This window comes from Streptomyces sp. MA5143a (assembly GCF_900290235.1).
GTDB lineage: Bacteria > Actinomycetota > Actinomycetes > Streptomycetales > Streptomycetaceae > Streptomyces.
Map to the genome: position 1 here is coordinate 70,177 of NZ_OLMK01000073.1, position 13,322 is coordinate 83,498.

The window sequence follows — 13,322 nt, forward strand, 5'->3', positions numbered from 1 at the left end:
CGTGCACCGTGCACGGGAGAAGCCCCCGTTCCGGCGGCCGGAACAGGGGCTCCTCTCAGGCGTCCGCCTCGGTGGGCGTGGCCGTTGCCTCAGTGGGCGTGGCCGTGACCGTGGCCGTGGCCCGCCTCGGCCGGCTCCTCTTCCTTCTTCTCGACGACCAGGGTCTCGGTCGTGAGGAGGAGGGAGGCGATGGAGGCGGCGTTCTCCAGGGCGGAGCGGGTGACCTTGACCGGGTCGATGACGCCGGCCTTGACCAGGTCGCCGTACTCGCCGGTGGCGGCGTTGTAACCGCTGCCCTTCTCCAGCTCGGCGACCTTGGAGACGATGACGTAGCCCTCGAGGCCGGCGTTCTCGGCGATCCAGCGCAGCGGCTCGACGGCGGCCTTGCGGACGACGGAGACACCGGTGGCCTCGTCGCCGTCCTTGCCGAGGTTGCCCTCGAGGACCTTCACGGCGTGGACGAGCGCGGAGCCACCACCGGAGACGATGCCCTCCTCGACCGCGGCGCGGGTCGCGGAGATGGCGTCCTCCAGACGGTGCTTCTTCTCCTTCAGCTCCACCTCGGTGGCGGCGCCGACCTTGATCACGCACACGCCGCCGGCCAGCTTCGCGAGGCGCTCCTGGAGCTTCTCGCGGTCCCAGTCGGAGTCGGTGTTCTCGATCTCGGACTTGATCTGGGCGACGCGGCCCTGGACGTCCTCGGAGTTGCCGGCGCCGTCGACGATCGTGGTGTCGTCCTTGGTGACGGTGACGCGGCGGGCGGTGCCGAGCACGTCGATGCCGACCTGGTCGAGCTTGAGGCCGACCTCCTCGGAGATGACGGTGGCGCCGGTGAGGACGGCCATGTCCTGGAGCATCGCCTTGCGGCGGTCGCCGAAGCCGGGGGCCTTGACGGCGACGGCGTTGAACGTGCCGCGGATCTTGTTGACCACGAGGGTGGAGAGGGCCTCGCCCTCGACGTCCTCGGCGATGATCAGCAGCGGCTTCGAGGCGTTGGTCTGGATGATCTTCTCCAGCAGGGGCAGCAGGTCGGCGATGGCGCCGACCTTGCCCTGGTGGATGAGGATGTAGGGCTCGTCGAGGACGGCCTCCATGCGCTCCTGGTCCGTGACGAAGTACGGCGACAGGTAGCCCTTGTCGAAGGCCATGCCCTCGGTGAAGTCCAGCTCCAGACCGAAGGTGTTGGACTCCTCGACGGTGATGACACCGTCCTTGCCGACCTTGTCCATCGCCTCGGCGATGAGCTCGCCGACCTGCTGGTCCTGGGCGGACAGCGCGGCGACGGCGGCGATGTCGGACTTCTCGTCGATCGGGCGGGCCGAGGCGAGCAGGTCCTCGGAGACCGCGGCGACGGCGGCGTCGATGCCCTTCTTCAGGGCGGCAGGGGAGGCGCCCGCGGCGACGTTCTTCAGGCCCTCGCGCACCAGCGCCTGGGCGAGCACGGTGGCGGTGGTGGTGCCGTCACCAGCGATGTCGTTGGTCTTGGTGGCCACCTCCTTCACCAGCTGCGCACCGAGGTTCTCGTACGGGTCCTCGATCTCGACCTCGCGGGCGATGGTCACACCGTCGTTGGTGATGGTGGGGGCGCCGAACTTCTTGTCGATGACGACGTTGCGGCCCTTGGGGCCGATCGTCACCTTCACCGTGTCGGCAAGCTTGTTGACGCCGCGCTCGAGGGCGCGACGGGCGTCCTCGTCGAACTTCAGGATCTTCGCCATGGCAGCGGGAGCCCTCTCGGAAATCTCGGGTGAATGCAGGCTGCGCCCCGGGCGCCCGGCTTTTTAGTGGTCGCGGGGGCCAGGGGCGCAGCTCAAAGCAATGTGTTTCGCGAAGTGACGCGCCGCGCTGGGCGGCGGGCTGCCTCGCGAGAGGTGAACTACTTGTCGATGATCGCGAGGACGTCGCGAGCCGACAGGACGAGGTACTCCTCGCCGTTGTACTTCACCTCGGTGCCGCCGTACTTGCTGTACAGCACGATGTCGCCGGTCTGGACGTCGAGCGGCAGGCGCTCGCCGTTCTCGAAGCGGCCCGGGCCGACGGCCAGGACGACGCCCTCCTGGGGCTTCTCCTTGGCCGTGTCCGGGATGACCAGGCCAGAGGCGGTGGTCTGCTCGGCGTCGAGCGGCTGGACCACGATGCGGTCCTCGAGCGGCTTGATGGCAACCTTGGAGCTGGTGGTCGTCACGATCCGACCTCCCCCTTCGGAGATCTCACGGGGTTAACTGTCTGAGGTGGCGACCAGGTGGATCCGTCGTCGCGGGTGCCGGACCTGCCCGTCGCGTAGTTGGCACTCTCCAGGGGGGAGTGCCAGACCTGAGACTATGACCGTGGTTAGCACTCGGTCAAGCGGACTGCTAATTGCGGCCGCGTGGCGTGGTGCGGGACCCCGGGTTGCCGCAAGGTTCCGTGCCTCGGAGGTGACCCTCAGAGGTAATCCTCCAAACGACCCACCGTCAGGCCTTGTTCCTGGATGCGGCGCAGAAGCCCGGCCGTGACGCGGGTGAGCGAGGCGCCGTCCAGTCGGCCGGAACCCCGGCCCCGGACATGGGCGTGGACGATGTCGCCGGGCCGGAGCCGGCCGCCGCCGGCGGCGGTCGTGGCGCCACTCCCGTCGGCCGTGGCGGGCGCGGTGGCGGTGGGACGGAAGCCGTCGGCGCTCATGGACGCGCGCCACAGGACGACGGCGGCGATGCCGCAGTCGGCGGCGGCACGGAGCGTCGTGCTGTCGTAGACGCCGTACGGCGGGCGGAACAGGGTGGGGCGGACCCCGAAGCGCTGCTTCAGCTTGTCCTGCTGGCCGCAGATCTCGGCCCGCTGCCCGGCGTACGGCAGGCCGCGCAGGGCGGTGTGGTCGAGGGTGTGGTTCTGCACGGTGGCGCCGACCTCGCGGAGCCGGGCGAGGTGGCCGTAGCCCGGCCCGACGACGCTGTCGGTGAGGAACAAGCTGACCGGGAGCCGCAACTCCCGCACCATCCGCACGAACCCCGGGTCCTTCTCCGCCCCGTCGTCGAACGTCAGGAACACCACCTTGTCGCGCGTCGCGACGCGCTCGACCACAGGGGCCGGACCGGGGCGCACGGCTCGGGGCACGGACGGCCGGTCGGGCTTCTCGGGAGCCGGGACGAGCGGCCCGGTGAGCCCCCAACGACGGTACGCGGGCGTCCGGGCCGGGGCGCGGGGTGTACCGGCGTGACGCCGGGGCGGGTCGGTGCGGCCGGAGGGGTCAGCCGGGCGACCTGACGCGTCGGCCCGGCCGCCCGGCGGGTCGGCCCGGCTGCCCGGCGCGTCGGCCGGGCGACCTGACTCGTCGAGCCGGCTGCCCGGCGGGGCGGCGCCACGAGACGCCGCGCCGACGCCCCGACCTGGCACCCCGGCCCGGTGACCCGGCGGCGGGGCCGCGTGGTCGTGGGCCGGGCCCGTCGCCTGCCGCCCTCCCCCCGTGGACCTCGTCACGGGGGCGGCGTCCCCCGAGGCGGCACCCCCGGCGGCGCTCCCGGCACACCCGGACGCCACGAGCGCCACGAGCGCCACGTGCGCGGCGATCGTCGCGGTGAGCATCCGCACGGGCGCGGCGTATGCGCCCCGGAGGCCGCGGCCCGGCCCCCGGGAACTCGTCCGCTTCACCCTCGTTTCGTCATGTTGTCGCACGAGTCGCATGGCGCCGCATCCTCGCAGGGCCCGTCCGGCGCCCCGGCCCGACACCGCCACCACCGGCGCGCCGTCCACCGAGTGGCCCACAATGGCCCGGTGAACGACGCCTCCCCCGACGCCTCCCCCGACTCCGCCCCCTCCTTCCTCGCCCCCTTGCTGACCCCCGAGGGCCGTGCCCTCCTCGACGAGGTGCGCGGTGTGGAACCGGCGCGGGAGCTGGCCGTGGCGACCCGGCTGCGCCGCACGCACCCGGCGGACCTCGTCTCGGCGGCCATCGCCCAGGCGCGGCTGCGGCAGCGGGCCGTGGCGAAGTTCGGGGCCGAGGACGCGGCACGGATGTTCTTCACGCCGAACGGGGTCGAGCAGTCGACGCGGACGAGCGTGGCGACGTACCGCGCGGAGTGCTTCCGGGCGCTCGGCGTGCGGTCGGTCGCCGACCTGTGCTGCGGGATCGGCGGGGACGCCATCGCGTTCGCACGGGCCGGTATCCGCGTCCTGGCCGTCGACCGCGACCCGCTGACCGCGGCGGCGGCCCGCGCCAACGCGGACGCGCTCGGGCTCGCCGATCTGATCGAGGTGCGCGAGGCGGATGTGACGGAGGTGGACACGGCCGGGTACGACGCCGTGTTCGTCGACCCGGCCCGGCGTTCCTCCAAACGCGGCCGGATCTTCGACCCGGAGGCCTACTCACCGCCCCTGTCGTGGGCCGTGTCGGCCGCGCTGAAGGCGCCGCTCGGCGCGCTCAAGATCGCACCGGGCATCCCGCACGAGGCGATTCCGCCCGAGGCGGAGGCCGAGTGGATCTCGGACGGCGGGGACGTGAAGGAGGCCGTGCTGTGGTTCCGCGCGGACGGGACGCCGGGGGCGCGGCGGGCGGTGCTGCTCCCCTCGGAGGCCGGGGTCCACGCCACCCCCGCCACGATGCTGCCCGACCCGGCGGTCCGGCCGGTCGGGCGGTACCTGTACGAGCCGGACGGCGCCGTCATCCGCGCGCATCTGGTCGCCGAGGTCGCCGAGGATCTGGAGGGCGGGCTGATCGACCCGACGATCGCGTACATCACCGCCGACGAGCACCACGTCACCCCGTACGCCACCGCGTACGAGATCACCGACGTGCTGCCCTTCAACGTGAAGAAGCTCAAGGCGCTGCTGCGGGAACGCGGGATCGGCATCCTGACGGTGAAGAAGCGCGGGTCGGCCGTCGAGCCGGAGGAACTGCGCCGCAAGGCCCTGCCGAAGCCGCACGGCACCGCCTCGACGACGGTCTTCCTGACACGGGTGGCAGGCGCGCCGACGATGCTGATCGGCCGTCCGGCCTGAGCCGACCGGGTCGGGGCGACTCTCGCGCGGCCCGGAGGGCCGAGGACCAGCCTCATCGATGCGCCGCCCGCAGGGGTGGCCGACCGGGCCAGGCACACACGCCGAGCCCTCTACGGGGGCGACCCGGGCTGCGGGAGCGCGACCGGCCTGCGGGAGGGCGACCGGCCCATGGGGGGCCGATCCGGCCCAGGGCTCACCCGCCGAGCCGCGTAAAGACGGCTCTCCGGCCTCCTTCACCTCACCCTCCTGCTTCGCCCTCACCCTCCTGCTTCGCCCTCGCCCGCCTCCTCCGCCCGTGCCAGCAGCAGCCGTCGTTCGCGTTCGTTGCGGGCCAGTGTGGCCGCTCGGGCGAACTCCTCGCGGGCCTCGTCCGGGCGGTGCAGGCGGGCGAGGAGGTCGCCTCGGACGCTCGGCAGCAGGTGGTAGTCGCTGAGCGCCGGTTCCGTGGCCAGGCGGTCGACGATCTCCAGGGCGGCGGCCGGGCCCTCGGCCATCGAGACGGCGACCGCGCGGTTCAACTCGACCACCGGCGACGGGGAACGGGCCGCCAGGAGGGCGTACAGGGTCGCGATGCGCGGCCAGTCGGTCTCCTCGTAGGTGTACGCCTGGGCGTGGCACGCGGCGATCGCGGCCTGGAGCGCGTACGGGCCGGGGCTGCCGTGGGCCGCGGCGGTGGCCCGGCCCAGCGCGGTGAAGCCGCGGGCGATGAGGAGGCGGTTCCAGCGGCGGCGGTCCTGGTCCTTGAGGAGCACCGGCTCACCGGTCGGACCCGTGCGTGCGGCGGCCCGTGACTCCTGGAGTTCCAGCAGCGCCACCAGCCCGTGCACCTCGGGTTCCTTGGGCATCAGCTCCGCGAGGACGCGGGCGAGCCGCAGCGCGTCCTCGCACAGGGCGGGGCGCAGCAGGTCGTCGCCGGCGGTGGCGGCGTACCCCTCGTTGAAGACGAGGTAGATGACCTCCAGGACGGAGGCGAGGCGGGCCTCGCGGTCGGGGCCGTAGGGCACCTCGAAGGGGACGCCCTTCTTCGCGAGGGTCCGTTTGGCGCGGACGATGCGCTGGGCGACGGTGGCCTCCGGGGAGAGGAAGGCGCGCGCGATCTCCACGGTGGTGAGGCCGCCGAGGAGGCGGAGGGTGAGGGCGATGCGGGCCTCGGCGGAGAGCACGGGATGGCAGGCCGTGAAGACGAGGCGCAGGAGGTCGTCGTCGATGTCGTCGGGGTCGGACGGCGTGTCCAGGTACTGCCCCGCCGGGCTCGCCGCCTCCAGGTCCCGGCCGACCTCCGCCAGCTTGCGCGCGTAGCGTTCCCGGCGGCGCACCAGGTCGATCGCCCGGTGCTTGGCGGTCGTCATGAGCCAGGCGCCCGGGTTGTCGGGGACGCCGTCGCGCGGCCACTGCTCCAGCGCGGCGACCAGCGCGTCCTGGGCCAGTTCCTCCGCGATCCCGACGTCCCGCACGATGCGGGCGACCCCGGCGATGACGCGGGGCGCCTCGATGCGGAAGACGGTCTCGATGGCCTTCCGGGGGTCCGCCGGGGCGCGCCCCGCCCGGTCGGCGTCGGTGGTGGGCTGTGCTGTCACAACCCACCATCAGACACCCGCGGGGCGCCCCGGCCAAGCGGGTTCAAGGACTCCCTCAGCCCTCCGCGATCTCCCGGACCTCGCAGGTCACCGTCCAGTGCTCCTCGTGCACCTTGAGGAACCGCGTGGCCCACTCGACGGCCTCGTCCATGTCCTTGCACTGCATGAGGGCGTAGCCGCCGACGACCTCCTTGGTCTCAATGAACGGCCCGTCGGTGACGGACAGCTCGCCGCCCGCCCAGTGGACCCGCTTGCCCTGGGCGCTCGGCAGCAGTCCGGCGGTGTCGAGCATGACGCCGGCCTTGGTGATCTCCTCCAGCAGGTCGCCCATCCGCTGCATCAGCTCGGGGCTCGGCCCCTCGGCGGGGGCGGTGGACTCGTCGATCCGGACCATCGACAGATAGCGCGGCATGGTGGCTCCTTCGGTAGGGGCGGCGGGGTCTCTCCCCGCCTCTCACCCCTTGCGTCGAACGAGCGGACACCGGATCGACACCCGAGCCGAACTTCTTCGAAGAATTTTTTCGACGGGTCTTCCGCGCCGGTCACCTCACCTCAGTGACTTCACCTCAGCGACTTCACCTCAGTGATTTCACCTCAGTGACTCCCATAGTTCCTTCGCCTCCGGCTCGTCCGCGACGACCCGGTTGGGGTCGTAGGGGGCGGGGACGACCGGCATCATCACCGTCCTCGTCGCGTCGGACGACAGCCCCTTCAGGCTCTGGCCGAGTCGCACCAGATCGGTGAGGGAGCCGAGGCCGGTGTCGGTGGTGAGGCTGCGCGTGACCGCGTCCGCGGCCCGGTACAGCTCGGCCGGGTCGGTCAGGAGGCTGGTGGCGGCGATCTGGTCGAGCAGGGCCTTCACGAGCTTCTGCTGGAGCCCGATGCGGCCGAGGTCGCTGCCGTCGCCGATGCCGTGGCGGGTGCGGGCGAGCGCCAGTGCGTGCTTTCCGTCGAGGTGATGGGTGCCCGCCGCGAGTTTCAGGTGGCTGTCCCCGTCGTCGATGTCCTCGTCCGTGGTGACGGTGACGCCGCCGAGCGCGTCGACCAGTTCGGCGAAGCCCTCGAAGTCGATCTCGACGTAGTGGTCCATGCGGACGTGCGTCAGGGACTCGACGGTCTTCACGGCGCAGACGGGGCCGCCCACCGCGTAGGCGCTGTTGAACATCACGTTGTAGGCGACCGCCGTGGAACCGCCCGACTCCCGCGGGCAGGACGGGCGGGTGACCAGGGTGTCGCGGGGGATGCTGACGACCGTCGCCGCGGTGCGGCCCTCGTCGATGTGGACGACCATCGCCGTGTCGGAGCGGGCGCCGGAGGTCTCGCCTCCGCCGCCCAGTTCGGCGTTCTCCTTGCCGCTGCGGGAGTCGGAGCCGAGGACCAGGATGTTCAGGGCGCCGCTGGGCAGCGGTTCGGCGGCGGTGGAGGCCGAAGGGGCCGTCGTGGGCGCGGTCTTGGGTGGGCGGTCGTCGCCGAGCGCGCTGTTGATGTCGACGCTTCGGATGTTGTCGTTGAGCCGCCAGAACGCCCAGCCCGCCCCGCAGGCGCCGAGTACGAGGACGCCGGCGAGCGCGCCACCGGCGATCTTCAGCCAACGCGGCCGTCCGCCCGCGCCCTCGCACTCCTCGTCTTCTTCACCCTTCACACACAGGAACGTACGTCCGAATTGTTACGAGCGAGAACTCCTGCGCCCGTTCCTTCGGAAATTCTCATACTTTTCAAAGCGATGCTCGTGTGACCGCTCAGCCCAGCGTCACCGTCGGGACCGGATTGCTGCCGCTCCAGGACGCGTTGAAGCCGAACATCACCGAACCGCCGCTCGGCACGCTCCCGTTCCACGCCGCGTTCGAGCAACTGACCGTCGCCCCGGTCTGGGTGCAGACCGCGTTCCACACCGTAGTGATGCGCTGGCCCGCCCCGAACGTCCAGTTCGCCCGCCAGGAGGAGAGCGAGGACCCGGCGGCGCAACTGATCGTCACATAACCCGTGAAGCCGGTGTTCCACTGGCTCTGGACGCTGTACGCGGCCGAGCAGCCGGTCGGCGGCGGGGGCTCGGTGACCGTGCCGCCGAGCGCGGAGACGATGCCGTAGTAGGCGGGTTTCGGCCGGTAGTTCTCGTCGTACGGGGTGGCCGCGCCCTCGCCGGGGAAGACGTCGGGGATCCAGGAGTCGGAGTCGGTGAAGCCCCAGACGGTCACTCCGGTGCACCGGGACACGGCCACGCACGCCTTGAACACGGCCTCGTACTCGGTGCGTTGCTGCGCCAGCTTGGCGTCGGTGGCGGGCGTCTGCATCCGGATGTCGAGTTCCGTGATGGCGACGTCCAGGCCCAGGTCGGCGAAGCGCTGGATGTTCTGCTGGAAGGTCGAGGGGACCTGACCGAGGATCAGATGGGCCTGGAGACCGACCCCGTCGATCGGGACACCGCGCGCCTTGAGGTCCTTGACCAGGTTGTACAGGGCCGTGGACTTCGCGTTGACGCCCTCGACGTTGTAGTCGTTGATGTAGAGCTTCGCGGCCGGGTCGGCGGCGCGGGCGGCGGTCAGGGCCTGGGCGATGTAGTCGGCGCCGAGGCCGTTGTACCAGAGGGTCGGGCGGAAGGTGCCGTCCTCGTTGAACGGCTCGTTCACCACGTCCCAGGCGGCGAGGCGGCCCTTGTAGCGGCCCACTTCGAGCGCGATGTGGTCGGTCATCAGCTGGCGGAGCTGGGCGGGCGTCCAGGTGCCGTTGTCCAGCCAGTTCGGGTTCTGGCTGTGCCAGACGAGGGTGTGGCCGCGTACGTCCTGGTCGTGGGCCTCGGCGAAGTCGACGATCTGGTCGGCCTCGGTCCAGTTGAAGTTGCCGCGGCTGGGCTCGACGGAGCCCCACTTCATGGCGTTGCCGGGGGTGAGCCAATTGAACTCCCGGCCGGCGAGGTCACCGTAGGTGCCGGTGAGCTTGGAGCCGGTCACGGCGGTGCCGATCGCCTTGCCCTTGGCGGCGGCGAGGTCGCGCAGCGGGGTGTCGGCGGCGTGGGCGGCGGGGGCGGCGACGAGCAGGGCGGTGACCGCGGACACGCCGGTGACCAGGGCGGCGAGGCGGGCCCCTAAAGACGGGCGCCGGTTTCCGGGGGAGGTTCGGGAGGTTCTCATTGCGGGTGCCTCCGAAAGTTTCGGTTGTGCATCCGATTGACTGCGGAGCAGTGTGGGGGCGCCCGGAACCCACGTCAATACACACGGACCACACGGAACACAGGGCACACCCGCCTCTACGGCACCACGGGGCGACCCGGTGCCGCCCTACGCCTCCGGCGGCACCCCCGTGCTGCTGCGGACGACCAGGCTCGTGGCCAGCTCCACCCTGGTCGCGGACGAGGCGCCGTCCTGTCGCCCGAGGTCCAGCACCAGCCGGGCCGCGGCCTCGGCCATCTCCATCAGCGGCTGCCGTACGGTCGTCAGCGGCGGCCCCACCCAGCGGGCCACCGGCAGGTCGTCGAACCCGACCACGCTCAGGTCCTCCGGGATGCGCAGCCCCAGCTCACGGGCGGCCTCGTACAGGCCGAGCGCCTGGAGGTCGTTCCCGGCGAAGACGGCGGTGGGCCGGTCGGGGCGGCGCAGCAGCTCCAGGCCCAGCCGGTAGCCCGTCTCGTGGTGGAAGTCCCCGGCCCTGATCAGCCCCGGGTCGACGGGCAGCTCGGCGGTCTCCAGCGCGGCCCGGTAGCCGTCCACACGGGCCCGGCTGCACATCATCCGGGAGGGCCCGGTGATCGCGCCGATGCGGCGGTGGCCCAGCTCGACGAGGTGCCGGGTGGCGGCAAGGCCGCCCTGCCAGTTGGTGGCGCCGATCGACGGCACGTCGGCGCCGGGGTCGCCCGCCGGGTCCATCACCACGAACGGGATGGAGCGGCTGGTCAGCAGGGCGCGCTGGGACTCGTCGAGCCCGGACAGGACGAGGACCACGCCGTGCGGGCGGCGGGCGGCGACCTGGTCGGCCCAGGTCCGGCCGGGGGTGAGCCGGCCCGCGCTCTCGGAGAGCACGACGCTCAGGCCCTCCTCGCGGGCGACGTTCTCGACGCCCCGGATGACCTCCATGGCCCAGGCGCTCTCCAGCTCGTGGAAGACGAGGTCGATGAGCGGGGACCGGGTCGCCTCGGCGCGCCGGCGCCGGTAGCCGTACTCGCGCAGGAGCTCCTCGACCCGGGTGCGGGTGGCGGGGGCGACGTCCGCACGGCCGTTGAGCACCTTCGAAACAGTCGGAGCGGAGACGCCGGCCTGACGGGCGATCTCGGCGAGCGTCGCGGTCTGCGTGGACTGCGACACGCGCGCTCTTGTCTGGGTTTCCTCTGGCTTCGCGGAGTTCATGAGCCGGATCGTATCCCTGCGCGACCTCTTGACGAACCCTTTCGACGGCCATACGTTCCCGGAACATTCGAAGAGACACGCGAAACATTCGCACCACCGCGTGGCCGCAGGACCCTGCGGACGCGCGCCCCGCACCGCCGTACCACCCGCACAACCGCACGGCCGATACATCCGAAACGTTCGTGAGAGGTGCTGTCACATGGAGTCGAACAGAGGGCGGAACGTCAGCAGGCGCTGGTTCCTCGGCGCCGGTACCGCCTCCCTGGCCACCGCGGGACTCGGCGCGGGCCTCACGGCCTGCGGCTCCGGCAGCTCCGGGGCCGGCGACGGCAAGACGGTCACCGCGTTCGTCTACGGCGACGACGCGGTGAAGGTCCAGCAGGCCGCCGTCGACCGCTACAACAAGTCGGCCGCCGCCAAGAAGGCCGGCGGCACGATCAAGCTCCAGAAGGTCCCCGGCTCCGACTACTCCCCCAAGCTCCGCACGGCCATGGGCTCCCCGAGCGCCCCCGACGTGTTCTTCAACTGGGGCGGCGGCTCCATCAGGACGTACGAGGAGGCCGGCAAGCTCGTCGACCTCACCGACGTCATCGCGGACGACCCCGTCCTCAAGAGCGGCTTCCTGCCGTCCGTGCTGTCCGCAGGCGACCTCAAGGGCCGCCACTACGGCATCCCGATGCGCGGCATGCAGCCGGTGATCCTCTTCTACAACAAGTCCGTCTTCGCCGAGCACAAGCTCCAGCCGCCCACCACCTGGGACCAGCTCCTCGACATCAACGCCAAGCTGAAGAAGGCGAAGATCACCCCGTTCGCGCTCGGCGGCTCCGACCTCTGGCCCAACCTGATGTGGCTGGAGTACCTCGTCGACCGTCTCGGCGGCCCCGAGGTCTTCAAGCGCATCCAGGACGGCGACTCCGAGGGCTGGGGCGACCCGGCGGTCCTCAAGGCCGCCGAACTGGTCAAGCAGCTGGTGGACGACGGGGCCTTCGGCTCCAAGTTCACCTCGGTGTCGTACGTCAACGGCGGCGCCCCGGCGGTCTTCGCCAAGGGCAAGGCGGCCATGCACCTGATGGGTTCCTGGGAGTACTCCACGCAGCTCGGCAAGTTCCCGGACTTCGCCAAGAGCAACCTGGGCTGGGCCGCGTTCCCGACCGTCGAGGGCGGCACGGGCGACGTCCGCAACGTCGTCGGCAACCCCACCAACTACTGGTCGGTCAACTCCCGTACGAAGAACAAGGACGTGGCGATCGGCTTCCTGAAGGAGTGCGCGTCGGAGGCGTACGCCAAGGACCTGGTCGCCAACGGTGACGTCCCGACCACCTCGAACGCGAAGAAGCTCCTGGCGTCCGCGCCGAACCCCGAGTACGCCACGTTCCAGTACGACCTGGTGGAGAAGGCGCCCGCGTTCACGCTCTCCTGGGACCAGGCGCTCGGCGACGCGCTCGGCACCAAGATGCACACGGAGATAGGCAAGCTGTTCGCGGGGAAGTCGTCGCCGAGCGAGTTCGTGACCGCCTGCAAGGGGCTGAAGTGACCTCGACGGTCCAGAAGACCTCCACGGTCGAGCAGGGGTCCCGGAAGGCGTCGCGGGTGGGCCGCCCGCACGCCGTCTGGGCCCTGCCCGCCGTGCTCTTCTTCACCTTCTTCGCCGTCGTGCCGATGGGCCTCGCGCTCTATCTGTCCTTCACCAGCTGGGACGGCCTGGGCGACCCCCGGCCGGTGGGCCTCGACAACTGGAAGAAGCTGCTCGACGACCCCCGCCTCACCCAGTCGCTGACGCTGACGGTGGTGCTGACCGTGGCCAGCTGGGCGTTCCAGACGGTCGTGGCCCTGCTGCTCGGCGTGTGGGCGGCGGGCCGCCAGCGCAACCGGGCGGTGCTGTCCGCGATCTTCTTCGTGCCGTTCCTGCTGTCGTCCACGGCCATCGCGATCCTGTTCTACGCGCTGCTCGACCCGAACTTCGGCATCATCCAGGCGGACACCCTGGGCTCGCAGAGCGGCGCGTTCCTCGCGATCGTCTTCGTCGGCGGCTGGCAGTTCATGCCGTTCCACACGCTGATCTACCAGGGCGGGGCCCGCCAGATCCCCGAGGTCCTCTACCAGGCCGCCGCGATCGACGGCGCCGGCCGCTACCGCCAGTTCTTCTCGATCACGCTCCCGCAGCTGCGGCACACGATCACCACGTCCACGGTCCTGATCGTCGTCGGCTCGCTGACGTACTTCGAGACGGTCCTGATCCTCACCAAGGGCGGCCCGGGCACGGACACCGCGGTCCTGCCGTACCTGATGTACGAGGCGGGCTTCAAGCAGTACGACTTCGGCTACGCGAGCGCCATCGCGACGACCCTGGTCATCGCCGCGACGGGCCTCTCGCTCGTCCTCGTGCGGCTGACCGGGTTCGGCTCCATGCGCAGCACCCGCGAAGGGATGTGACGGC

11 protein-coding genes are annotated in these 13,322 nt (G+C 71.4%); 3 read left to right on the forward strand and 8 right to left on the reverse strand.

Annotated elements, in window-relative coordinates:
• Positions 1–89 precede the first annotated feature (89 nt).
• The 3 genes from groL to SMA5143A_RS29410 form a co-directional block, all read right to left on the reverse strand.
• Positions 90–1,718, reverse strand: a complete 1,629-nt coding sequence (gene groL, locus SMA5143A_RS29400; RefSeq protein WP_107465844.1) for a chaperonin GroEL — start codon at positions 1,716–1,718, stop codon at positions 90–92.
• A gap of 158 nt (positions 1,719–1,876) precedes the next feature.
• Positions 1,877–2,185, reverse strand: coding sequence for a co-chaperone GroES (gene groES, locus SMA5143A_RS29405; protein ID WP_055715921.1), 309 nt, complete (start codon positions 2,183–2,185; stop codon positions 1,877–1,879).
• Between the two features lie 239 nt (positions 2,186–2,424).
• Complete coding sequence (locus SMA5143A_RS29410; RefSeq protein ID WP_375136558.1) at positions 2,425–3,453, reverse strand: polysaccharide deacetylase family protein; 1,029 nt, start codon at positions 3,451–3,453, stop codon at positions 2,425–2,427.
• Positions 3,454–3,747: 294 nt separating this feature from the next.
• Between SMA5143A_RS29410 and SMA5143A_RS29415 the strand changes: the two genes are divergently transcribed.
• The gene (locus SMA5143A_RS29415; protein ID WP_107465845.1) at positions 3,748–4,971 is read left to right on the forward strand and encodes a class I SAM-dependent methyltransferase; all 1,224 of its coding nucleotides are present in this window, start codon (positions 3,748–3,750) and stop codon (positions 4,969–4,971) included.
• Positions 4,972–5,228: 257 nt separating this feature from the next.
• Here SMA5143A_RS29415 and SMA5143A_RS29420 read toward each other — a convergent pair whose 3' ends face one another.
• The 5 genes from SMA5143A_RS29420 to SMA5143A_RS29440 all read right to left on the reverse strand — a co-directional run bounded on the left by SMA5143A_RS29420 (position 5,229) and on the right by SMA5143A_RS29440 (position 10,885).
• On the reverse strand, positions 5,229–6,548 hold the full coding sequence (locus SMA5143A_RS29420; protein WP_107465846.1) for an RNA polymerase sigma factor: 1,320 nt from the start codon (positions 6,546–6,548) through the stop codon (positions 5,229–5,231).
• 55 nt (positions 6,549–6,603) lie between these two features.
• Positions 6,604–6,960, reverse strand: a complete 357-nt coding sequence (locus SMA5143A_RS29425; protein ID WP_107465847.1) for a YciI family protein — start codon at positions 6,958–6,960, stop codon at positions 6,604–6,606.
• 177 nt (positions 6,961–7,137) lie between these two features.
• Positions 7,138–8,196, reverse strand: coding sequence for an LCP family protein (locus SMA5143A_RS29430; protein WP_375136559.1), 1,059 nt, complete (start codon positions 8,194–8,196; stop codon positions 7,138–7,140).
• 91 nt (positions 8,197–8,287) lie between these two features.
• On the reverse strand, positions 8,288–9,676 hold the full coding sequence (locus SMA5143A_RS29435; protein WP_107465849.1) for an endo-1,4-beta-xylanase: 1,389 nt from the start codon (positions 9,674–9,676) through the stop codon (positions 8,288–8,290).
• A gap of 147 nt (positions 9,677–9,823) precedes the next feature.
• Positions 9,824–10,885: a LacI family DNA-binding transcriptional regulator gene (locus SMA5143A_RS29440; RefSeq protein WP_107465850.1), complete on the reverse strand. Its 1,062-nt coding sequence runs from the start codon at positions 10,883–10,885 to the stop codon at positions 9,824–9,826.
• Between the two features lie 199 nt (positions 10,886–11,084).
• Between SMA5143A_RS29440 and SMA5143A_RS29445 the strand changes: the two genes are divergently transcribed.
• Both SMA5143A_RS29445 and SMA5143A_RS29450 read left to right on the forward strand, forming a co-directional pair.
• On the forward strand, positions 11,085–12,419 hold the full coding sequence (locus SMA5143A_RS29445; RefSeq protein ID WP_107465851.1) for an ABC transporter substrate-binding protein: 1,335 nt from the start codon (positions 11,085–11,087) through the stop codon (positions 12,417–12,419).
• Positions 12,416–13,318: a carbohydrate ABC transporter permease gene (locus SMA5143A_RS29450; RefSeq protein ID WP_107465852.1), complete on the forward strand. Its 903-nt coding sequence runs from the start codon at positions 12,416–12,418 to the stop codon at positions 13,316–13,318. Before SMA5143A_RS29445 ends, SMA5143A_RS29450 begins: the two co-directional genes overlap by 4 nt.
• The last annotated feature ends 4 nt before the right edge of the window (positions 13,319–13,322 follow it).

Excerpts from the sequence above, each read along its gene's own strand:
- groL (WP_107465844.1), bottom strand. The coding sequence starts at position 1,718 with ATGGCGAAGATCCTGAAGTTCGACGAGGACGCCCGTCGCGCCCTCGAG.
- SMA5143A_RS29425 (WP_107465847.1), bottom strand. The coding sequence starts at position 6,960 with ATGCCGCGCTATCTGTCGATGGTCCGGATCGACGAGTCCACCGCCCCC.
- SMA5143A_RS29435 (WP_107465849.1), bottom strand. The coding sequence starts at position 9,676 with ATGAGAACCTCCCGAACCTCCCCCGGAAACCGGCGCCCGTCTTTAGGG.
- SMA5143A_RS29440 (WP_107465850.1), bottom strand. The coding sequence starts at position 10,885 with ATGAACTCCGCGAAGCCAGAGGAAACCCAGACAAGAGCGCGCGTGTCG.
- SMA5143A_RS29445 (WP_107465851.1), top strand. The coding sequence starts at position 11,085 with ATGGAGTCGAACAGAGGGCGGAACGTCAGCAGGCGCTGGTTCCTCGGC.